Below are 21124 nucleotides of genomic sequence, written 5' to 3'. Positions count from 1 at the left end.
TGTTATCACCTACACTTTTCTTTAAACCTAATTTTAAATCAATCAACTATTCTTAAAAATACGGTTGAATTGTGTATCTATATCAAAAGCTAATTTAGCTCGTTTCTTTAAAGTATTTGAAGCAAGAGGTGAGAAATAAATTTTTTCTGTTGTTACAACAATTGATTTTACAACACCAGTTGTCAGCTGTACGATCGCTTTCTTTTGCATATCTAGAAATTCACTAACAATCACAGATTCCTCTGATGATTGGCCGTCTAAAATCATTACAACTTCTTTTGACGGAACAACAAAATTATCTCCTAAATGGATATACAAATAACTCACCTCATTTTTTAGCAGTTAATTTTCCGTAATCGACATGAAACATCGCTGCTTCTTTTAATGTTCGATGTTCAATTCCTTCCACACTAGTCGTTGTGACAAATGTTTGGACTTTCCCTTGAATTGTGTTTAATAAATGTGACTGCCTGTAATCATCCAATTCTGATAAAACATCATCGAGCAAGAGAATTGGATACTCACCAATCTCATGATGAATAAGATCGATTTCCGCCAATTTTAGTGATAAAGCTGTCGTTCTTTGCTGTCCCTGCGATCCATAGGTTTGAACATCTCTATCATTGACCAAAAAGCTGAGATCATCCCGGTGCGGCCCTGCTAAAGTAGCTCCGCGTTCTATCTCTTTCGCTCTTATTTTATCAAATTTCCGTTCAAATGCTTCTATCATTGTCGACAAGTTCGGGGTATCTAATACATCTATCGAAGGTTTATATTGAATCGTTAATCTTTCTATACCTCTACTGATTCCTTGATGAATTGGCTGTGCCCATTTTTGCAATTGTTCAACAAATTCCAACCGTTTTAACAGAATTTTTGCAGCCGCTTCACATAATTGAGCTGTCAATACATCGAGCATCGTTTCATCTGTCTGCTTTTTAGTCTGAAGTAACTTTAAATAATGATTTCTTTGTTGCATAATCTTTTGAAAACGACTTAAATCATGGAGATATACTGGGGAAACTTGGCCAATTTCCATATCGATAAAACGACGGCGAATTTGAGGACTCCCTTTTACTAAATTCAAATCTTCCGGGGCAAACATAATAACATTCATCGCACCGATATATTGGCTTAGTTTCTTTTGTTCCAAATGATGTAATTTTGCTTTTTTCCCTTTTTTTGAAATGACAAGTTGAAGATCTACTGAACGATTATATTTTTCGATTGCTCCTTCTATTTTAGCATATTCTTCGTCCCAGCGAATAAGTTCTTTATCATTTGTCGTACGATGTGACTTGGCCATTGCTAAAACAAAGATGGATTCCATCACATTTGTTTTGCCTTGAGCATTTTCACCAAGTATAACATTCACTTTATTTTCAAAATTAACTTCTAAATTTTCATAATTGCGATAATTTTTTAATTTTAATTGCTTAATATGCACGTTTGTCACCATCTTTGACTTTGGCTTTTTAAAATAGGGAATTTAATAACTGTGTGTTTTAATTTTTAACGACAAACGTACCAAATTCAGGTATATCGATAACATCCCCAGCTTTTAGCTTCCTTCCACGTCGGTTCTCTAGTTCGCTGTTAACAAAAATTGCATATTCTCCTAGAAACCATTTTGCCATACCACCTGTTTGAATGACGTCTGCGAGCTTTAAAAATTGTCCTAAAGTAATATATTCCGTCTCAATCTTAACAGGTTTTGCCATATAACATAATCGCCATCCTTTATCAGTCTATAACTTACAATGATACTAAAAATTATATTTAAAAGCTATTCATAACTGGATTATCTCATAATGTCTACTAGAAATGAACAGATAGTAGGCATAAATACCCATTCGTTTCAAAGTTAGTTCTATCTAGAGAACAGGATAAATTATTTTAACATAGATACAAGTGAGTAAGAATCCCCGCTTACTAGAGATTTATTTTATAAAAAATACGGAACTGCCCTTCACTTTAGGTCAGCTCCGTATTTTTTAATATGTTCTTACAGGTAAAATTAATTGTAATATTGATTCATTTTCAGGCGTACGTATTAAGAAAGGTCTCATTGCACCAGTAAATGTTACTCTGATTTCTGTTCCTTCGAGTGCTTTTAAAGCGTCCATTACATATTTTGCACTAAAGGAAATTTTTAATTCTTCGCCTGTCGTTTCATCAGTTTGGATCTCTTCAATAACTTTTCCAATTTCAGGTGAATCCGATGATATTTCAATCATACGTTCTGTTAAAGTGGAAAGCTTTACAACATTATTTCTTGCTTCCCTTGCTAAAAGCGATGCACGATCAATTGCTTCTAAAAAGGCTTTTGTATTTACGATTAGCTCTGTTTTACTTTCCGTCGGTATTAATCTTGTCGTATCTGGATAGTTTCCTTCCAGCAATCTTGAGAAGAATAATAAATTTTTAGCTTTAAATAAAATTTGGTTTTCTGTCATCGTAATATCAATTAAATCATTTGTATCATCTAGTATTTTGCTTAGTTCTGTTAGACTTTTACCAGGAATAACGACATTGTATGTTTCTTCTACGCCTGATTCGATTTTAGCTTTTCTTAGTGCAAGACGATGACTATCAGTGGCAATACAAATTAATTCATTATCTTCTAACTTCCAGTTAACACCTGTTAAAATCGGTCTAGTTTCAGATGTAGATACAGCAAAGACTGTCTGACGAATCATAGCTTTTAATAGATCTGTTGGAATTTTAAATACATTCTCTTCACTGATCTGCGGTAAAAGCGGATATTCTTCTGCATCTAACCCATTAAGATTAAATTCTGCTTTTCCTGATCTGATCACAGTTGAATGATTATTGCTTACTTCAATTTCCACTGCGTCCTTAGGAAGTTTTTTTACAATTTCACTGAAAAATCTGGCTTGTAAGACAACACTTCCTGTTTGTTGAATATCAACAAATTCTTTATCTTCTTCTTCAGCTGGAATAAAGGATTCTATTGAAATATCTGAATCACTTCCAGTCAATGTTACACCATCTTCTGTAGCAACAATTTTTATTCCAGTTAAAATCGGTATTGTTGTTCGAGAAGAAACAGCTTTCATTACATCTTGAACACTTTCTGTTAACTTATCTCTTTGAATTATAAATTTCATTTTGGATCCTCCTTGAATAAGCAATTTAGCCAGCTATCAAATTACTTGTATATATATAATTATTATTTAAAAAAATAGTAGAAGTAATAGTAGGGCTTGTGGATATGTGGATAACGTAGTAATTCAAAGGAAAGACAGCCTATCCACATGTGGACAGACTGTGCATGAGTAAGACTTAGTTATTCACATTATCCTAGTTAATCAAACTAGTTCCCTCGTAATATTCCTTCAATTTCTTTTAATTGCTTTTGAAATTGTTCATCGTTTTGCAACAGTTTTGATATTTTTTCGTGGGCATGAATAACAGTAGTATGATCTCTTCCTCCAAATTCATCACCTATTTTAGGAAGGGACGAATCGGTTAATTCTCGTGATAAGTACATAGCGATCTGTCGTGGGAAAGCGACTGATTTTGTACGTTTTTTTGCTTTAAAGTCTTCTAGTTTAACATGATAATGTTCACCCACAACTTTTTGAATATCACTAATGGAAATGATCTTAGGCTTCGAACTTGGAATAATATTTTTCAAAGCTTCAGCAGCTAAATCAGCATTTATATCCTTATTAATTAATGAGGAATAAGCAACGACACGTATTAAAGCTCCTTCTAATTCACGAATATTCGAATCGATCTGATTAGCAATATAAAGCATTACCTCATTTGGTATATCGAGCCCTTCCGCTTTTGCTTTTTTCCGCAAAATAGCAATCCTTGTTTCTAAATCAGGCGGTGTAATATCTGTTATTAAACCCCATTCAAATCGGGAGCGAAGTCTATCTTCAAGCGTTGGTATTTCTTTAGGCGGTCTGTCACTGGAAATAACAATCTGCTTGCTTTCTTCATGAAGCGTGTTGAATGTATGGAAAAATTCTTCTTGTGTTTGTTCTTTTCCTGCGAGAAATTGAATATCGTCTATTAATAGAACATCTACATTTCGATATTTATTCCTGAAATTTTCTGCTTTATTATCACGGATTGAGTTAATAAATTCATTTGTAAATTTTTCAGATGATAGATAAACGACCTTTGCGGATGGATTATGTTCAAGGACATAATGTCCGATGGCATGCATAAGATGGGTTTTCCCAAGTCCAACTCCACCGTAAATAAATAAAGGATTATAAGCTTTAGCTGGTGCCTCTGCTACTGCCAGAGAAGCAGCATGGGCGAATCGGTTTCCAGAACCAATAACAAAAGTATCAAAAATATATTTATCATTTAACATATTTTGTGATAATTCATTTTGTTCCTCTGCCTGATTTAATGGTGGCTTCACTTGGTTTTTAGACGAAAATTCACTATCTGTTAAATGTTCAGGAATAATAAATTTGATTGCAAGTTCTGCACCAGTTAATTGATAGACAGCATCTGCAATTAAATGTAAATATCTTGACTCTAACCAATCACGGGCAAAATCGTTAGGAGCAGTAATGATTAAAGTATCACCTTGCAGAGAATGTGCCTTTGTTGACTTTAACCATGTTTCAAAACTAGGTTTACTAATTTTTTTCTCAATTTCTATTAAGGCCTTACTCCATAACTCCGAAATATTTTCCATTAGAGGCATTGTCCCTCCTTTACTAAAACGATCTATTGTATAAATATTCATTCTACTAAAAATATAAATAAAAAATAATATAGTAGAAAAACATGTTTTCGACATAATTCACTGCATGTGGACAATTTAAATAACAAGATGTTTATACTTCTCCACACTTTATCCACAATCTGTGGATAAACAGAAATCTATTTTTCATTGTTAAGAGTTAAAACACAAATATAATATCAAAATAAGTCAATAGTTGCAATGCTTTTAAAAAACTTATCCACATAACTAATATATTGTTTAAAAAACTTGTCCACAATGATATAATATGTGAAAAACATGTCGATAAATGATGTGGATAATAAAAAAGATGTTAAAAACTTATCCACATAGAAACTTAAAATCGATGAAGATCGTTTTAAGTTTTTTTTATTTACATTGGAGAAATTAATAGGGCTGTAGAGGTTGACAAATTTCAGCTAACTCACTATAATTAGCAAGACTGTCTTTAACAGCTATTCCTCAGAGGAGGTGTTATATATGAAACGTACTTATCAACCAAATAAACGTAAGCGTAGTAAAGTTCATGGTTTCCGTAGCCGCATGAGCACTCCAAACGGACGTAAAGTTCTTGCTCGTCGTCGTAGTAGGGGAAGAAAAGTATTATCAGCATAGACCACTGAAAATTATCAGTGGTCTTTTTTCACATATAAGGATTAATCGTTTAAATCACTTACATAATTGACATAATGATGGTGAGATTTTTGTAATCACAACCGGAGTGAAGAAAATGAATAAAAAAAATAGAATAAAAAAAAATGAAGATTTTCAAAAAATATTTAAACAGGGGAAATCAATGGCAAATCGACAATTTGTCATTTATTTTCTTGAAAGAGAAGAAAGTGAACTTAGGATCGGCCTTTCTGTCAGCAAGAAAATTGGGAATGCAGTTACGAGAAATAGGGTAAAAAGATTGATAAGACAAGTTTTTTTAGAAGAGAAAGAGCGGATTGTAAATAATAAAGATTTTATTATTATTGCAAGAAAGCCAGCTGCTGAAATGTCATATGATGAAGTAAAAAGCAGTTTGAACCATCTATTTAAAAAAATGAAGCTGTATCGTCCTTGAAATTTTATTCTATATTTAACCGGTAAGTAAGACTACCGACTAAAGATTCTAAAAAAGACAAGGAAGCCGAATGGGAGATTGGGAAATCAATTGCCAGTAAAGGTCCAATTAGTTGAATTTTATAAGAAATTGTAGAAATTCAGCTAATGAAAATCGAGAAAAAATCATGAAAAGATGGTAAAATGTGAGATGTAAAAATAATTATTCTCTCTTCTCGTTTTAAAGTTCATACTAGTGAAAGTCCTTTGTCACTACTTAATTTTTAGGAGGAAAAAAGATTGAAAAGGCGAATATTGCTATTGATTGGATTAGCGCTTCTTCTATCCTTATTAACTGGATGTATGGATGTGAATGAGCCGATCACAAAAGAAAGTGAAGGTTTTTGGAATACATATATCGTATATCCACTATCTTGGTTAATTACATATTTTGCAACTTTATTTGGTAACAACTATGGATTATCTATCATTGTCGTTACATTGATTATCCGTTTAGCTATTTTACCTCTTATGATAAAACAAATGAAAAGTTCTAAAGCAATGCAGGCATTACAGCCTGAAATGCAAAAGTTAAAGGAAAAATACAGTTCAAAAGATCAGCAGACCCAACAGAAATTACAACAGGAAACGATGGCATTATTCCAAAAGCATGGTGTTAATCCGATCGCAGGATGTTTCCCGTTACTTATTCAAATGCCGATTTTAATAGGTTTCTACCATGCCATTATGAGAACGCAAGAAATTGCACAGCATAATTTTCTATGGTTTGACCTTGGTGAACGTGATCCATTCTTCATCTTGCCAATCGTAGCCGGTATCACAACATTTATCCAACAAAAATTAATGATGGCCGGAACATCAGGACAAAATCCAGCGATGATGCCGCAAATGCAAATGATGCTTTGGCTTATGCCGATCATGATCGTTATCTTTGCTGTAAATTTCCCTGCTGCATTATCATTATATTGGGTAGTTGGTAACTTATTTATGATTGGGCAAACATTTTTAATTAAAGGTCCTGATCTGCAGGGGAATAAAGGTAAATCGGAGGGAACTAAAAAGTGAAAGAAATAACTGCTAGTGGACTCACCGTCGATGAAGCAGTAAAATCCGCTTTAGCCGAGTTAAATGTAGGCACTGATGAAGTAGAAATAAATGTTATTAGTGAAGGAAAACGAGGTTTTCTTGGATTATTCGGGCAAAAGCCTGCAACAGTTCATATTAAATTGAAAGTTAATCCTGTTGAGGAAGCCAGGAAATTTTTGATAGATGTAATCAAAAAAATGAATATTGAAGCAGATATAGATGTAGAACAAGGTGGAAGGCAGGTCCTATTTTCAATTAGAGGGAAGGAAATAGCTCTCTTAATCGGAAAAAGGGGCCAGACACTGAATTCACTTCAATATTTGACACAGCTTGTTGCAAATCGATATTCAAAGCAGTATTTACAAATTATTGTTGATGCTGAAAACTATCGTGAGCGAAGAAAAGCTACTTTGTCAGAGCTCGCAAAACGTTTGGCAAGACAAGTAGTAAAAGATAAAAAAGAAGTGAAGCTTGAGCCTATGCCTTCATATGAGCGAAAGGTAATCCATGCGGCACTTGCCAGTATAAAGGGGATAAAAACATCCTCCATTGGAGAGGATCCTAACCGTTATATCGTTATTTCTCCAAAATAAAATGAAAGCCTATCTAATATTCACAAGATTTTGTGAAATACTTAGATAGGCTTTTTTATGTAAATAATAACTTTTTTCTTTTCTGATTGAGAGTGAAAAATGATGGCTATTTTCTATCATTTAAAAATTTAGATGGGTATTCAGCAAATATTGTTATTAACATGTGGATAAGTTAAAATAATAAATAGAAAAATAAAAAAAGAACGATTGTGGATAATATTTATTTTTTATTTGGATTATGGTATCTTTAAGTTTTGCTGTTACTAGTTAATTTCAAATTTATTTTATATAAAAGAGAGGAATAAAGAGAGGTGAGTATAGGATGATATTTGATACGATAGCGGCTATTTCGACACCGCTTGGAGAAGGTGCAATTGCTATTATCCGTTTAAGCGGGGATGAGGCTTTTAAAATTGCTGATAAAGTTTTTAGAGCTCCTTCTGGTAAAAGATTAGCAGAAGAAAAGTCACATACGATCCATTACGGTCATATTATTGATCCTGATACAGAACAGATTGTCGAGGAAGTAATGGTTTCTATTATGAGAGGACCAAAAACTTTTACTAGAGAAGATGTTGTAGAAATAAACTGTCACGGCGGATTAGTGACAGTAAATAAAGTACTGCAATTGGTCGTAAGAAATGGAGCAAGAATTGCTGAGCCAGGGGAATTTACAAAGCGCGCATTTTTAAATGGAAGAATCGATCTTTCACAGGCAGAGGCTGTGATGGATTTAATTCGTGCAAAAACAGACCGTGCAATGAACATGGCTCTTGGTCAAATGGAAGGAAGACTGTCAAAGCTTATTAATAAACTGAGACAGGAAATAATAGAAACATTAGCACATGTAGAAGTGAATATTGATTACCCGGAGTATGATGATGTAGAAGAAATGACACATCAGATGCTGATTGAAAAAGGGACATATGTGAAGAAGGAAATAGAAAAATTATTATTAACATCAAGCCAGGGGAAAATATTAAGAGAAGGTTTATCAACGGTTATTATCGGTAGGCCAAACGTTGGTAAATCCTCTTTATTAAATAGTTTAGTTCAGGAAAATAAAGCGATTGTAACAGACATCCCGGGAACGACGAGAGATGTTATTGAGGAATATGTCAATGTAAGAGGTGTTCCGCTAAGACTTGTTGATACAGCGGGAATTCGCGAAACAGAGGACATTGTCGAAAGAATCGGAGTAGAAAGGTCAAGACAGGTATTAAAAGAAGCAGACCTTATTTTACTTGTGCTTAATTATCACGAAGAGCTTTTAGATGATGATCTTCAGTTATTTGAAGTAACGAAAGATATGGACATTATCGTGATTGTTAATAAGACAGATTTAAGTCAGAGAATTGATTTAGAAAAAGTGAAAGAATTAGCAGGAAATCGACCGGTTGTAACAACTTCCTTATTAGAGGAAAAAGGAATAGATGAATTAGAAGAAGCAATAAGCACGTTATTTTTCCAAGGCAATGTCCAAAGCGGAGATTTAACATATGTTTCAAATTCGAGACATATTTCTCTCTTAACAGAAGCTGAGAAAGCAATAGATGATGCGCTTACTGGGGTTCATTCCGGTGTGCCGATCGACATTGTACAAATTGATTTAACACGTTGTTGGGAGCTTTTAGGTGAAATTATCGGTGATGCAGTACATGAAAGTTTAATTGATCAATTGTTTTCCCAATTTTGTCTTGGCAAATAGGGAATTGGAGGTTTAAAAATGGGATATGAAGCAGGAAATTATGATGTAATCGTTGTAGGAGCGGGTCATGCTGGAATTGAGGCGGCGCTTGCCGCTGCCCGTGTAGGCACGAAAACATTAGTATTAACAATTAACTTAGATATGGTCGGCTTTATGCCATGTAACCCTTCTGTAGGCGGTCCTGCAAAAGGGGTTGTTGTTCGTGAAATTGATGCACTTGGCGGGGAAATGGCTAAAAATGTGGATAAAACACATATTCAAATGAGAATGCTCAATACAGGCAAAGGCCCTGCCGTTCGTGCACTTAGAGCACAGGCTGATAAATTTGCTTACCAGCATGAAATGAAGAAAACATTAGAGAATGAGAAAAATTTAACACTCGTACAAGGAATGGTAGAACGTCTTATTGTAGAAGATGGAAAATGCTGCGGGGTTATAACGAAAACAGGGGCGGAATACCGTTCGAAGGCAGTTGTCTTAACAACGGGTACATTCTTAAACGGCAGAATCATTATTGGAGATTTAAGCTATTCAAGCGGTCCGAATAATCAGCAGCCGTCCATTAAGCTGTCTGATCATTTAAAAGAGCTTGGATTTGAATTAGTTCGCTTTAAAACAGGTACGCCTCCACGTGTAAATGGCAATACAATTGACTATAGTAAAACAGAAATACAGCCTGGTGATGAAGAGCCGCGTGCTTTTTCATATGAAACAACAAAATTTATTACAGATCAGCTTCCATGCTGGTTAACATATACGAATTTAGAAACACATCAAATTATTGATGATAATCTGCATCGCTCCCCGATGTTTTCTGGAATGATTAAAGGTACAGGAACTCGCTATTGTCCTTCAATTGAAGATAAAATCGTTCGCTTTAATGATAAGCCGCGTCATCAAATCTTTTTAGAGCCAGAAGGACGCAATACGGAAGAAGTATATATTCAAGGATTATCGACAAGTCTTCCTGAAGACGTGCAGCATGAAATGATAAAAACAGTACCAGGGCTTGAGAATGCCCGAATGATGCGTCCTGGTTATGCGATTGAATATGATGCCCTCATTCCGACACAGCTTTGGCCAACACTTGAGACCAAACTAGTGGAAGGTCTTTATACAGCAGGTCAGTTAAACGGTACATCAGGTTATGAAGAGGCCGCTGCACAGGGTATTATGGCAGGAATAAATGCCGCACAAAAAGTTTTAAACCGCAAGGAAGTTATTTTAAGCCGTTCTGATGCCTATATAGGCGTATTGATTGACGATTTAGTAACGAAGGGTACGCTTGATCCTTATCGTCTTTTAACTTCAAGAGCCGAGTATCGCTTACTATTACGTCATGACAATGCCGACTTGCGTTTAACAGAAGTTGGCCATGAAGTAGGATTAATTTCAGAAGAACGTTACACTCAGTTTTTGGAGAAGAAAGAAGCTATTGAGAAAGAAAAGGAAAGACTTTCTTCGACGATTATTAAACCGAATGAACAAACTCAAGAAGTCATCAGATCAGCCGGCGGCAGCGAGCTGAAGGATGGAATTAAAGGTTCAGATTTATTAAAACGTCCAGAAATGTCTTATGAGCATATAAAAAAATTAATTCCTGCCGATAATGAAGTTAACGGCGATGTAGCAGAACAGGTGGAAATTCAAATCAAGTATGAAGGTTATATAGAAAAATCATTACAGCAAGTAGAAAAGCTCAAAAAGATGGAAAGCAAGAAGATTCCAGAAAATATTGATTATGATGCAATATCTGGTATCGCTACAGAGGCGCGTGTGAAATTAAAAGATGTAAGACCAATTTCTGTTGCCCAAGCATCGCGAATATCTGGCGTAAACCCAGCTGATATTTCTATTCTTCTCGTCTATCTTGAACAAGGTAAAATTGCAAAGATTGCAAATGAATAAGGCAGAAAGGTTTTGACTATGGATAAGGCACAATTTGAAGCAATGCTGAAGGAGAAGGGAATCATCCTTTCTCCAGAACAGCTTAGACAATTTGATTTGTATTTCCAATTGTTAGTTGAGTGGAATGAAAAGATGAATTTAACATCAATTACTGATGAAAAGGATGTCTATTTAAAGCATTTTTATGATTCTATCTCAGCTGCATTTTATTTTGATTTCACAAAACCGCTAACAATCTGTGATGTCGGAGCAGGCGCTGGTTTTCCAAGCTTACCCATTAAAATATGTTTCCCGAATTTAAAGGTTTCCATTGTTGACTCTTTGCAAAAGCGGATTAATTTCCTTACTCATTTAACAGAGCAGCTAGGTTTAACTAATGTGTCCCTTTATCACGACAGAGCTGAAACATTTGGGAAAAATAAGCTCCATCGTGAATCATATGATGTCGTTACAGCTAGGGCAGTTGCAAGACTTTCTGTTTTAAGTGAGCTATGTATTCCATTGGTAAAACAAAATGGAAACTTTATTGCAATGAAGGCTTCTTCTGCACAGGATGAATTAGAAAATGGAAAAAAAGCAATTCAAGTATTAGGCGGGAAAGTAAAGGACGTAAAGTCTTTTGAATTACCAATCGAACAAAGTGAAAGATCAATTATTATTATTGAAAAGCAGAAGTCTACTCCAAATAAGTACCCAAGAAAACCTGGAACACCTAATAAACTCCCGCTAGAATAGTTGTTCCGTAGAAAAGAGCTATTTTCTCTTTTAATACTTTAGCAGGGGAAAAGGGGAAAAAGAGAGAATAATAATAATTGGTAGTTTCTAAAGGTGGTGTAGGATCATGAAGCATACATTTTCTCGTTTTTTCGGTTTGGGAGAAAGGGAAGCAGCCGAAGTTGCCATTGAAGAGATCGATCGAGATAAACTGGAAGAAGTAAAGCAAATTCCTATTAAAAATATTATTCCTAATCGTTTTCAGCCTCGGACAGTTTTTTCAGAAGAAAAAATAGAAGAATTATCATTAACGATTCATACTCATGGCATTATTCAGCCTATCGTTGTTAGGCAGATAGATAATCATTACGAGCTTATTGCCGGAGAAAGACGCTGGCGTGCTGTTCAAAAATTAGGTTGGGATACGATTCCAGCGATTGTGAAAGATTTTAATGATGCTGAAACTGCAAGTGTTGCTTTAATAGAGAACTTACAAAGAGAAGAGCTCTCTTCCATTGAAGAAGCGGTTGCATATGCTAAATTATTAGAGCTGCATAATTTAACACAAGAGGCGCTAGCCCAGCGATTAGGCAAAGGACAATCGACTGTCGCTAATAAACTGCGCTTACTAAAGCTGCCTGAAGAAGTACAAAATGCTTTACTTCAAAAGGCAATTTCAGAACGTCATGCACGTGCACTTATACCATTAAAAAATGTTGAGTTACAGTTAAATTTATTAGAAGAAGTAATAAAAAAGCAGCTAAATGTGAAACAAACCGAAGATCGTGTCGTAAAATTATTAGAGAATAAACAAGAGAAGGCAAAACCGAAGCGTAGGTCATTTAGCAGAGATACGAGAATTGCCATGAATACAATTCGCCAATCACTCAGTATGGTTGCTGATAGCGGTGTAAATATAAATACAGAAGAAGAAGAATTTGAAGAATACATTCAATTAACGATAAAAATACCAAAGTAAAGTATATTTTTATTTCTTTACATAAGAGGGTAACAGCATTTGCTTTAGTTACCCTCTTATTTGTGTTGGAAAGATAAATGAATTGTTTCCCAGGAAATGAAATGTGGTCCTATGAATAAAGTCTAGTATCTCTAAGGATTGTGACACATCTTTACAATATAAGAAAAAGTGCAACTTTCCTTTCTTTTTCATGATAGAATAAAAAATAATGTTAGATAGATTCCATGTTTAATGAAAGCAGGTGACATTGTGGGAAAAGTAATTGCGATCGCAAACCAAAAAGGTGGTGTCGGGAAAACGACAACATCTGTTAATTTAGGTGCTTGCTTAGCATATATCGGAAAACGGGTGCTTCTCGTTGACGTTGACCCACAAGGAAATGCAACGAGCGGCACAGGTATTGATAAAGCAGAAGTCGAGCGTTGCATTTATGATATATTAGTTGATGATGTCAATGTTAAAGAAGTTATTAAACAAACAGAGATAGAAAATTTAGAGATTATTCCAGCAACGATTCAATTAGCAGGGGCTGAGATAGAGCTTGTCCCTACTATTTCGAGAGAAGTCCGATTGAAAAGAGCATTGGAAATGATAAGAAATGAATACGATTATGTCATTATTGATTGTCCGCCTTCACTAGGTTTATTAACAATTAATGCACTGACAGCATCTGATACCGTATTAATTCCTGTCCAATGTGAATACTATGCACTTGAAGGATTAAGTCAATTATTAAATACTGTCAGACTCGTTCAAAAGCATTTAAATATTGATTTAATGATTGAAGGGGTGCTTCTAACGATGCTGGATGCACGAACAAATCTTGGTATTCAAGTCATTGATGAAGTAAAGAAGTATTTCCAAGATAAAGTATACAAGACTATTATTCCAAGGAACATTCGATTAAGTGAAGCACCGAGCCATGGAAAGCCAATTATTATTTACGATCCGCGTTCAAAAGGGGCAGAGATGTATCTGGATTTGGCAAAGGAAGTGGTTGTAAATGGCTAGAGGTCTAGGTAAAGGCATTAATGCATTATTTTCTAATGTTGAAATAGATAAGGAAGAAGTTATTCAAGAAATTAAGCTTCATGAATTACGTCCAAATCCTTATCAACCTAGGAAAGTATTTGAAAAAGAAGCCATAGAAGAGTTAAAGGAATCGATTGAACAGCATGGTATTTTACAGCCTATTGTTGTGAGAAAAAGTATTAAAGGCTTTGAAATTGTTGTTGGAGAAAGGCGATTTCGGGCAGCGAAAGAAGCAAAATTAGCTACTATTCCTGCTGTCGTTCGTGAATTTTCGGAGCAGCAAATGATGGAGCTTGCTTTACTAGAAAATTTACAGCGTGAGGACTTAACACCGATTGAAGAAGCTCAAGCTTATTCTACTTTACTCGAAAAATTAAATTATACTCAGGAACAGCTGGCAAAAAGATTAGGAAAAAGCAGACCGCATATAGCGAATCATATTAGATTATTGTCATTGCCTAAACTAGTTCAATCCCTTATTTCAGAAGGGAAACTGTCAATGGGACATGGGCGGACAATTCTTGGCTTAAAAAATAAAGATAAGCTCCAGCCATTAGTTGATAAAATTATCAAGGAACATTTAAACGTTAGACAAGTGGAGCAAATTGTCCAGCAACTAAATGAAAATGTTCCACGTGAAACAAAACAAAAGCCGAGTAAAAATATTTTTATTCAAGAGAGAGAATCTCTTTTACGCGATTATTTTGGAACAGGCGTAACGATTAAGCAGCAAAAGGAAAAAGGAAAAATTGAAATTGAATTTTTCTCAAAAGAGGATTTAGAGCGTATTCTGGAACTAATTCACACAGATGAAACATTATAATAAATGCAGATAAGATAAACACCGTTTTCATTAAGTTGGGAAAGGTGTTTATCTTTTTTTTTCCACATATTTATAATCTGCCTCCATTGAAATGAATTATTAAATTACTCTTATTTATATTGGCATGGAGATAAAATTAGAATGTATTATCCATTTTATCCATCCAATTTGCTTTTAAGGAATTTCGTTTATGCAGATAAGATTTTTCGGTTTCAATAATTCCTTCTGCAATAATATTAGCCATATCCATCACAAGATGTAACCTTGTATTTTGTAAAACGAAATACTCCATAAATCCGCTTACATTTACAATTCCTGTAATGTGCATATTTCCTACTGCTGGAAGAACTTTATTCACGCCAGCCCCTGGTTTAATAGGCCCTTTACCTACTTGAATATATCCAACACTTTTTATTTTTCCTAAGCAAGCATCAATTGCAATGATGAAAGGATTATTAAACTCATTTTTAATTTTTTGCATCGTGTCCTCTAGATTTACAGCATGGACTGGATCTTTTAATGTACCAAATACATTAAAATGCGAGAGTTGTTTTTTTATTGTTGTACCAACAATAGGCCCTAGACTGTCGCCAGTCGACCGATCTGTTCCGATACAAACGATAACGATCGGCTTGGTCATTATTCGTGGTAGCAGTTCATATAGTGAGGACGATAAGATTTTATGGGCATTTTCTTCATCATAATAAATACGGTTTCGATCTTTATCAGCTTGAAATAGTCCCGATTTTAGATTCATAGAATTCACTCCCACGTCATAGTAGTAACAGTATACGGAAGAATATTCATTTCTATACATCAACGGTAAAAAATTGGACATCCTTACGAGGTGAAAATATGATTAGGTCAGGTTTGAAATGGATGTTTTTAATTTTAGGAACGATTATTGGAGCAGGATATGCATCTGGAAGAGAATTATGGGAATTTTTTGGTTTTGAAAGCGGACTAGCTATTTGTATTTTTACAGTTATTTTCATCGTTGCCTGCTATGTCATTATGAAAATCAGTTATGAAGAACAATCAGAACATTTCTTTCCAGTTATTGAGAGATTAGTTGGGACGAAATTATCTTATGTGTATGATGTATTAATTGTAGTATATTTATTTACTACGACAGTTGTGATGATTGCAGGCGGTGGAGCGACACTTGAAGCATACAATATTCCATATTGGGCGGGAATTATTTTTTTCTCAGTCCTGCTTGTGTTACTTTTTTTTAGTAATATCAATGGAATTATTCGCCTGAACGTTGTCATTATTCCATTGCTGATTACTGGTCTGCTTTATGTTTTATTTTCATACAGTGTTTCTAATAATCACTCATGGCTGCTAGATCTAAAACAGCAATATAATTGGCCGTCTGCATTTACATTTACATCCTTGAATATTCTTCCGCTTATTGCTGTTCTTTCGGCAATTGGAAAAGAAATTAAGGGGTTAAAAGAAGCAAAGATTGCAAGTGTTGGAAGCGGGGTAGTGCTCGGGGTTATTTCCTTCGTATATAATGAAGCACTAATCCAGATTTCTGATTATATAGGTGAATATGAAATTCCGTTATTTGCAGTTTTAAAAGGTTCTCCATTTTCCTTATTTATTTTTATGTCTTTTATGCTTTGGGTAGCAATTTATACGACAGCTGTTTCCGGAGTTTTTGGACTGGCATCAAGGTTTAAACAACAAATAAAAATACCTCTATGGTTAATGGCTTTTATATTAGTGTTGCTTATGATTCCATTCACAAAATTTGGATTTTCTAACTTGGTGGCCATTCTTTATCCGCTGTATGGCCTAATTAATTTATACTTACTTATGTCTATTTTGCTTTTCCCAATAACGAACCGCTACAAATAATAAAGAAAACTTGCTAAAATAGAAGAGACTTCTTAAATAAGGGTCCGCTTTTTCTAATTTTATTTTAGAAAAAGCGACCCTTATTTTTAAAAAGGTGATGAAAATGAGAGTAGCAGAAACGTTTTGGATTCAGTTTTACGAAAAAGTAACACAGCCTGAATTATGGATAATGATCGGTCAAGGAGCATTTAAGATTTTCCTGATTGTCATTGTCTCTTCCATTGTTATTAGAATTGGAAAAATAGCGATTCAGAAAATCTTTTTATTGCGAATGAAATCTCCTTTGAACTATTCAGAGAGAAGGGAAGCAACTCTTTTAAGACTGCTCCAAAATGTATTGAGATATGTTATTTATTTCAATGCTATTATTATGATTTTAGAAACGCTGACATTTAAAGTCGGCGCATTATTAGCAGGGGCCGGAATTGCTGGTTTAGCAATCGGTTTTGGTGCGCAGAACCTTGTTCGAGACATTATTACAGGATTTTTTATTATTTTTGAGGACCAGTTTTCAGTCGGAGATTATGTGAAAATAGGAAACTTAGAAGGAACGGTTGAAGAGATTGGTTTGAGGACTGTAAAATTTAAAAGCTGGACAGGGGAAGTACATATTATTCCGAATGGAAATATTGTCGAAGTAACAAATTATTCTGTTCATAATAGTGTTGCTTATGTAGATGTTAGCATTGCGTATGGAGAGAATATTGAAAGAGTGGAAAATATAATTAAAGAGGTATTGGAGGAAATGACTGATAAATACGAAGAGATCGTTAAGCCTCCGGAACTTTTAGGTGTACAAATGCTTGGAACATCAGAAATTGTGCTGCGTGTTACATGTGAAGTAAAACCAAGGCAAAATTTCTATATTGCAAGGGAACTTCGTAAAGAGATTAAAACAAGATTAGACGAAAACGGAGTTGATATTCCGTACCCGCGTATGGTCATGTATAGCAAAGAAGAAGTAAGAAGCAGTAATTAGGGGGTTTTTTCCATGGTTGATAAGGAATTCGGAATGAACGATGTCGTTGAGATGAAGAAGCAGCATCCGTGTGGAGCAAATCGATGGAAAATTATCCGCATGGGTATGGATGTACGAATTAAATGCGAAGGCTGTGGACATAGTGTGTTAATACCAAGAAAAGAATTCGCAAAGAAAATGAAAAAAGTGTTAGTGAAGCATGAGGAGTAATTAGGGATAAGCTTGTCTTTTCATAGATTGATAACTATAATTGGAAAGATAATAAAGAAGATTTCCATCAGTGGAGATCACACGTCCTTCACTGATGGTTAGTTGCACTTATCGGACCTTTATGGGCAGTTGGGTCTCCCGTCTATCTTCTTTGTATCCTCAAATTTTGAGATGAGAGTCTTACTGCCCGTTAAGAGTGGGATAAATGGAATTTAAAAATAAGAAAGTATAATTTTCTAATGGAGAGAATTGTGTGGCGTAAGCAAGTCTGCTTGCGCATTTCTTAAGAATAGAGGAGTGGAAACATGGCGTTAACAGCTGGAATCGTTGGTCTTCCGAATGTCGGTAAATCAACTTTATTTAATGCAATTACACAAGCAGGTGCAGAATCTGCAAACTATCCTTTCTGTACGATTGATCCGAATGTAGGAATCGTAGAAGTACCTGATCACCGTCTGCAGAAATTAACGGACCTTGTTAAACCGAAAAAGACTGTACCGACAGCATTTGAATTTACTGATATTGCTGGGATTGTTAAGGGTGCGAGTAAAGGGGAAGGATTAGGGAATAAATTCCTTTCTCATATTCGTGAAGTGGATGCAATTTGTCATGTTGTTCGCTGTTTTGCTGATGATAATATTACACATGTTTCTGGTAAAGTTGATCCAATTTCAGATATTGAAACGATTAATTTAGAGTTAATCTTAGCCGATCTTGAAACTGTTGATAAGCGAATTGACCGTGTTGGTAAATTAGCGAAGCAAAAGGATAAAAATGCTGTGTTTGAACATGAAGCATTAGTGAAATTAAAGGAAGCATTTGAGCAGGAAAAACCAGCTCGTTCAATCGAATTTACAGAAGAACAATTAAAGCTTGTTAAACAGCTCCATCTTTTAACGATTAAACCAATTTTATATGTTGCTAATGTTGGGGAAGATGAAGTAGCAGATTCAAATGATAATGAATATGTTCAAAAAGTTCGTGAATATGCAGCAGTAGAGAATGCAGAAGTAATTGTCATTTGTGCAAAGATTGAGTCTGAAATTGTTGAGCTTGAAGGCGAAGAAAAGGCAATGTTCTTAGAAGAGCTAGGAATTGAAGAGTCTGGACTGGATCAATTAATTAGAACTTCTTACCATTTACTTGGACTAGCTACTTATTTCACAGCAGGTGAACAGGAAGTAAGAGCATGGACATTTAGAAAAGGCATGAAGGCACCACAATGTGCGGGAATTATCCATACTGATTTTGAAAGAGGATTTATTCGTGCAGAAACAGTGTCATACGATGACCTTCTCTCAAACGGATCAATGACAGCTGCACGTGAAGCGGGAAGAGTGCGTTTAGAAGGAAAAGAATATATTGTCCAAGACGGTGATGTTATTCATTTCCGATTTAATGTTTAATTAAAAGTTGCGGGATATGAAAAAACTTGGTATAATCTCTAACTGTGAGTAATTTAATAACATTAATTGCTCCTTGCTCAATTTTTGAGCCGTTTAGACCAAAAGGAGGTGTAAGATGATGAAACAATACGAAATCATGTATATCATCCGCCCAAACATTGAAGATGAAGCAAAAACTGCTGTAACAGAACGTTTCAACGGTATTTTATCTGATAATGGTGCGGAAGTAGCTGAAGCAAAAGAGTGGGGAAAACGCCGCTTAGCATATGAAATTAACGATTTCCGTGATGGTTACTACATGCTTCTTCAAGTTAATTCTGAAGCTGCTGCTGTTCAAGAATTTGACCGCTTAGCGAAGATTAGCGAAGACATTATCCGTCATATCGTTATTAAAAAAGAAAATTAATCTTTTATTAGAGAAAAGATATTAAAAAAGGATGGTTCTGATGTTAAATCGAGTTGTCTTAGTCGGAAGATTAACAAGAGACCCTGAGCTTCGTTATACTCCAAGTGGAGCAGCTGTTGCTACTTTTACATTAGCTGTTAACCGTACGTTTACAAACCAGCAAGGTGAGAGAGAAGCAGATTTTATTAACTGTGTTGTTTGGCGCCGCCAGGCAGAGAACGTTGCAAATTTCTTGAAAAAAGGAAATTTAGCAGGCGTTGATGGCCGTTTACAATCACGCAGTTATGAAGATCAGACGGGAAAACGGGTCTATGTAACAGAGGTTGTTGCAGAGGGCGTTCAATTCTTAGAGCCTAAAGGCAGTAGCGGTGGCGGCGGTAATTTTGCTAATAACAATAATTACGGCAGCGCAGGTAATTACAACAGCAATAATAACAACTTTGGTCCTAATAACAACAGCAACCAAGATCCTTTCGGTTCAGATCAAAATCAGCGTAATCAAGAGCGTACAAGCTTTGATAATGATCCATTTGCTAACGATGGCAAACCGATCGATATCTCTGATGATGATTTACCGTTTTAATTTATATAAAAATAATAGGAAGGGAGGAAATTGACAATGGCAGGTGGACGCAAAGGTGGACGTGCTAAACGTCGTAAAGTCTGTTTCTTTACATCAAATGGTATTACACATATCGATTATAAAGATGTAGATTTACTAAAAAAATTCGTTTCTGAGCGTGGTAAAATTTTACCTCGTCGTGTAACAGGAACAAGCGCAAAATACCAACGTAAATTAACTGTTGCTATTAAGCGCTCTCGTCAAATGGCATTACTTCCATACGTATCAGGCGAGTAATAGTTTCTTTAAAAAAAGATACTCATTTTGAGTGTCTTTTTTTTATTTAGTAGAGTAATGGTGGCTTATAAAGATGTTATTGACTTGCATACTTCATTATCGGAGAAAATAAAAAGTAACTTCAATATTCTGCTGATTAATCATTATGAGGGGAATGAGGTTTCCGAAATGGATAGGGGTTTAAATAATATATGTTTAATTAATATTCCGAATGAATTGATTAGGTGACAAGGAAATGATACATGCTGGGATGAAATTTTAAAAGGTGGGGCACTTGTAATTAATAAATAATGTTTTATTGATAAGTTAAAATATGAAATGTAGTTATTAAATCAGATAATAGAACTCTAATTTTTAAAACAATTTATAATTTTCTATATCTAATTGAAAAATAATTTACTAAATGTTATATGTAATAAAATAGAAGTACTCTTCTTTTTATCGTTTAAATCATTAATATCTTCTTATCACTATAATTTTATACATGGTAATATGAGTATGTGTTAAAAGTGAAAAACAATTTTTAAAAAAATATTTCCCCTAACTGAATTTTTCCCTTTAATTAAAGAAAGGATATTCCATTTTCTTGAAATATAGTAATTTGAAAATATTAGCTAACGATATCACTATAAAATCTAGTTAAATATTGACTTGAAATTTTTACTCATTCTATTGGATTATTTAGGATAAATTCCTTGCGTCGAAAATTCATAAATGAATTCAAAAAATTGAAGAATGGTTTAAAT

Annotated in this window: 23 protein-coding genes; 17 read left to right on the top strand and 6 right to left on the bottom strand. The window is 34.7% G+C overall.

The features are described from left to right. Window positions 1-42: 42 nt before the first annotated feature. The 5 genes from remB to dnaA all read right to left on the bottom strand — a co-directional run bounded on the left by remB (window position 43) and on the right by dnaA (window position 4690). Window positions 43-318 (bottom strand): extracellular matrix regulator RemB, encoded by a 276-nt coding sequence (gene remB, locus BFA01S_RS05450; RefSeq protein ID WP_066226685.1) that lies wholly within the window; start codon window positions 316-318, stop codon window positions 43-45. Between the two features lie 10 nt (window positions 319-328). Beyond that, window positions 329-1459: a DNA replication/repair protein RecF gene (gene recF, locus BFA01S_RS05445; protein ID WP_488168597.1), complete on the bottom strand. Its 1131-nt coding sequence runs from the start codon at window positions 1457-1459 to the stop codon at window positions 329-331. Window positions 1460-1505: 46 nt separating this feature from the next. Then, window positions 1506-1721, bottom strand: coding sequence for a S4 domain-containing protein YaaA (gene yaaA / locus BFA01S_RS05440; protein WP_066226681.1), 216 nt, complete (start codon window positions 1719-1721; stop codon window positions 1506-1508). A 273-nt stretch (window positions 1722-1994) separates the two neighbouring features. Next, on the bottom strand, window positions 1995-3131 hold the full coding sequence (gene dnaN / locus BFA01S_RS05435) for a DNA polymerase III subunit beta (RefSeq protein ID WP_066226679.1): 1137 nt from the start codon (window positions 3129-3131) through the stop codon (window positions 1995-1997). Between the two features lie 206 nt (window positions 3132-3337). After that, complete coding sequence (gene dnaA / locus BFA01S_RS05430; protein ID WP_066226697.1) at window positions 3338-4690, bottom strand: chromosomal replication initiator protein DnaA; 1353 nt, start codon at window positions 4688-4690, stop codon at window positions 3338-3340. A 528-nt stretch (window positions 4691-5218) separates the two neighbouring features. Between dnaA and rpmH the strand changes: the two genes are divergently transcribed. The 10 genes from rpmH (at window position 5219) to BFA01S_RS05380 (ending at window position 14649) form a co-directional block, all read left to right on the top strand. Beyond that, window positions 5219-5353, top strand: a complete 135-nt coding sequence (gene rpmH, locus BFA01S_RS05425; RefSeq protein WP_066226677.1) for a 50S ribosomal protein L34 — start codon at window positions 5219-5221, stop codon at window positions 5351-5353. A 115-nt stretch (window positions 5354-5468) separates the two neighbouring features. Beyond that, the gene (rnpA, locus tag BFA01S_RS05420; protein WP_066226674.1) at window positions 5469-5807 is read left to right on the top strand and encodes a ribonuclease P protein component; all 339 of its coding nucleotides are present in this window, start codon (window positions 5469-5471) and stop codon (window positions 5805-5807) included. A 278-nt stretch (window positions 5808-6085) separates the two neighbouring features. After that, window positions 6086-6871, top strand: coding sequence for a YidC family membrane integrase SpoIIIJ (gene spoIIIJ, locus BFA01S_RS05415; protein WP_066226673.1), 786 nt, complete (start codon window positions 6086-6088; stop codon window positions 6869-6871). Then, window positions 6868-7485 (top strand): RNA-binding cell elongation regulator Jag/EloR, encoded by a 618-nt coding sequence (gene jag / locus BFA01S_RS05410; protein ID WP_066226671.1) that lies wholly within the window; start codon window positions 6868-6870, stop codon window positions 7483-7485. The genes spoIIIJ and jag overlap by 4 nt, the downstream gene beginning before the upstream one ends. A 322-nt stretch (window positions 7486-7807) precedes the next feature. Then, on the top strand, window positions 7808-9193 hold the full coding sequence (gene mnmE, locus BFA01S_RS05405) for a tRNA uridine-5-carboxymethylaminomethyl(34) synthesis GTPase MnmE (RefSeq protein ID WP_066226669.1): 1386 nt from the start codon (window positions 7808-7810) through the stop codon (window positions 9191-9193). 18 nt (window positions 9194-9211) lie between these two features. Then, the gene (gene mnmG, locus BFA01S_RS05400) at window positions 9212-11101 is read left to right on the top strand and encodes a tRNA uridine-5-carboxymethylaminomethyl(34) synthesis enzyme MnmG (RefSeq protein WP_066226668.1); all 1890 of its coding nucleotides are present in this window, start codon (window positions 9212-9214) and stop codon (window positions 11099-11101) included. A gap of 18 nt (window positions 11102-11119) precedes the next feature. Continuing rightward, window positions 11120-11836, top strand: coding sequence for a 16S rRNA (guanine(527)-N(7))-methyltransferase RsmG (gene rsmG, locus BFA01S_RS05395; RefSeq protein ID WP_066226666.1), 717 nt, complete (start codon window positions 11120-11122; stop codon window positions 11834-11836). A gap of 106 nt (window positions 11837-11942) precedes the next feature. Beyond that, on the top strand, window positions 11943-12794 hold the full coding sequence (noc, locus tag BFA01S_RS05390; protein WP_066226664.1) for a nucleoid occlusion protein: 852 nt from the start codon (window positions 11943-11945) through the stop codon (window positions 12792-12794). A 249-nt stretch (window positions 12795-13043) separates the two neighbouring features. Beyond that, the gene (locus BFA01S_RS05385; RefSeq protein WP_066226662.1) at window positions 13044-13805 is read left to right on the top strand and encodes a ParA family protein; all 762 of its coding nucleotides are present in this window, start codon (window positions 13044-13046) and stop codon (window positions 13803-13805) included. After that, window positions 13798-14649 carry a ParB/RepB/Spo0J family partition protein gene (locus tag BFA01S_RS05380; RefSeq protein WP_066226660.1) on the top strand — a complete coding sequence of 284 codons (852 nt, stop codon included), beginning with the start codon at window positions 13798-13800 and terminating at the stop codon, window positions 14647-14649. The genes BFA01S_RS05385 and BFA01S_RS05380 overlap by 8 nt, the downstream gene beginning before the upstream one ends. A gap of 136 nt (window positions 14650-14785) precedes the next feature. Here the strand turns inward: BFA01S_RS05380 and yyaC are convergent, their stop codons facing one another. Beyond that, window positions 14786-15406, bottom strand: a complete 621-nt coding sequence (gene yyaC / locus BFA01S_RS05375) for a spore protease YyaC (protein WP_066226658.1) — start codon at window positions 15404-15406, stop codon at window positions 14786-14788. Window positions 15407-15504: 98 nt separating this feature from the next. Between yyaC and BFA01S_RS05370 the strand changes: the two genes are divergently transcribed. The 7 genes from BFA01S_RS05370 (at window position 15505) to rpsR (ending at window position 20378) form a co-directional block, all read left to right on the top strand. Beyond that, window positions 15505-16518: a YkvI family membrane protein gene (locus tag BFA01S_RS05370; protein ID WP_066226656.1), complete on the top strand. Its 1014-nt coding sequence runs from the start codon at window positions 15505-15507 to the stop codon at window positions 16516-16518. A gap of 103 nt (window positions 16519-16621) precedes the next feature. Then, entirely contained in the window at window positions 16622-17497 is an 876-nt protein-coding gene (locus BFA01S_RS05365) for a mechanosensitive ion channel family protein (protein ID WP_066226655.1), read from the top strand. A gap of 12 nt (window positions 17498-17509) precedes the next feature. After that, window positions 17510-17707: a DUF951 domain-containing protein gene (locus BFA01S_RS05360; RefSeq protein WP_066226653.1), complete on the top strand. Its 198-nt coding sequence runs from the start codon at window positions 17510-17512 to the stop codon at window positions 17705-17707. A 305-nt stretch (window positions 17708-18012) separates the two neighbouring features. Beyond that, the gene (gene ychF, locus BFA01S_RS05355; protein WP_066226651.1) at window positions 18013-19113 is read left to right on the top strand and encodes a redox-regulated ATPase YchF; all 1101 of its coding nucleotides are present in this window, start codon (window positions 18013-18015) and stop codon (window positions 19111-19113) included. Window positions 19114-19231: 118 nt separating this feature from the next. Beyond that, window positions 19232-19519: a 30S ribosomal protein S6 gene (rpsF, locus tag BFA01S_RS05350; protein WP_066226695.1), complete on the top strand. Its 288-nt coding sequence runs from the start codon at window positions 19232-19234 to the stop codon at window positions 19517-19519. Between the two features lie 40 nt (window positions 19520-19559). Next, complete coding sequence (gene ssb / locus BFA01S_RS05345) at window positions 19560-20102, top strand: single-stranded DNA-binding protein (protein WP_066226649.1); 543 nt, start codon at window positions 19560-19562, stop codon at window positions 20100-20102. Between the two features lie 36 nt (window positions 20103-20138). Then, the gene (gene rpsR, locus BFA01S_RS05340; protein WP_066226647.1) at window positions 20139-20378 is read left to right on the top strand and encodes a 30S ribosomal protein S18; all 240 of its coding nucleotides are present in this window, start codon (window positions 20139-20141) and stop codon (window positions 20376-20378) included. The last annotated feature ends 746 nt before the right edge of the window (window positions 20379-21124 follow it).

This window comes from Metabacillus fastidiosus NBRC 101226, assembly GCF_001591625.1.
Taxonomy (GTDB): Bacteria; Bacillota; Bacilli; order Bacillales; family Bacillaceae; genus Metabacillus; species Metabacillus fastidiosus.
This window is presented reverse-complemented; position numbering and strand designations above follow the sequence as displayed.

Coding starts and splice junctions, on each gene's coding strand:
- recF (WP_488168597.1), bottom strand. CDS start 1,459: ATGGTGACAAACGTGCATATTAAGCAATTAAAATTAAAAAATTATCGC.
- yaaA (WP_066226681.1), bottom strand. CDS start 1,721: ATGGCAAAACCTGTTAAGATTGAGACGGAATATATTACTTTAGGACAA.
- dnaN (WP_066226679.1), bottom strand. CDS start 3,131: ATGAAATTTATAATTCAAAGAGATAAGTTAACAGAAAGTGTTCAAGAT.
- dnaA (WP_066226697.1), bottom strand. CDS start 4,690: ATGGAAAATATTTCGGAGTTATGGAGTAAGGCCTTAATAGAAATTGAG.
- rpmH (WP_066226677.1), top strand. CDS start 5,219: ATGAAACGTACTTATCAACCAAATAAACGTAAGCGTAGTAAAGTTCAT.
- rnpA (WP_066226674.1), top strand. CDS start 5,469: ATGAATAAAAAAAATAGAATAAAAAAAAATGAAGATTTTCAAAAAATA.
- mnmE (WP_066226669.1), top strand. CDS start 7,808: ATGATATTTGATACGATAGCGGCTATTTCGACACCGCTTGGAGAAGGT.
- mnmG (WP_066226668.1), top strand. CDS start 9,212: ATGGGATATGAAGCAGGAAATTATGATGTAATCGTTGTAGGAGCGGGT.
- rsmG (WP_066226666.1), top strand. CDS start 11,120: ATGGATAAGGCACAATTTGAAGCAATGCTGAAGGAGAAGGGAATCATC.
- noc (WP_066226664.1), top strand. CDS start 11,943: ATGAAGCATACATTTTCTCGTTTTTTCGGTTTGGGAGAAAGGGAAGCA.
- BFA01S_RS05380 (WP_066226660.1), top strand. CDS start 13,798: ATGGCTAGAGGTCTAGGTAAAGGCATTAATGCATTATTTTCTAATGTT.
- yyaC (WP_066226658.1), bottom strand. CDS start 15,406: ATGAATCTAAAATCGGGACTATTTCAAGCTGATAAAGATCGAAACCGT.
- BFA01S_RS05370 (WP_066226656.1), top strand. CDS start 15,505: ATGATTAGGTCAGGTTTGAAATGGATGTTTTTAATTTTAGGAACGATT.
- BFA01S_RS05365 (WP_066226655.1), top strand. CDS start 16,622: ATGAGAGTAGCAGAAACGTTTTGGATTCAGTTTTACGAAAAAGTAACA.
- BFA01S_RS05360 (WP_066226653.1), top strand. CDS start 17,510: ATGGTTGATAAGGAATTCGGAATGAACGATGTCGTTGAGATGAAGAAG.
- ychF (WP_066226651.1), top strand. CDS start 18,013: ATGGCGTTAACAGCTGGAATCGTTGGTCTTCCGAATGTCGGTAAATCA.
- rpsF (WP_066226695.1), top strand. CDS start 19,232: ATGAAACAATACGAAATCATGTATATCATCCGCCCAAACATTGAAGAT.
- ssb (WP_066226649.1), top strand. CDS start 19,560: ATGTTAAATCGAGTTGTCTTAGTCGGAAGATTAACAAGAGACCCTGAG.
- rpsR (WP_066226647.1), top strand. CDS start 20,139: ATGGCAGGTGGACGCAAAGGTGGACGTGCTAAACGTCGTAAAGTCTGT.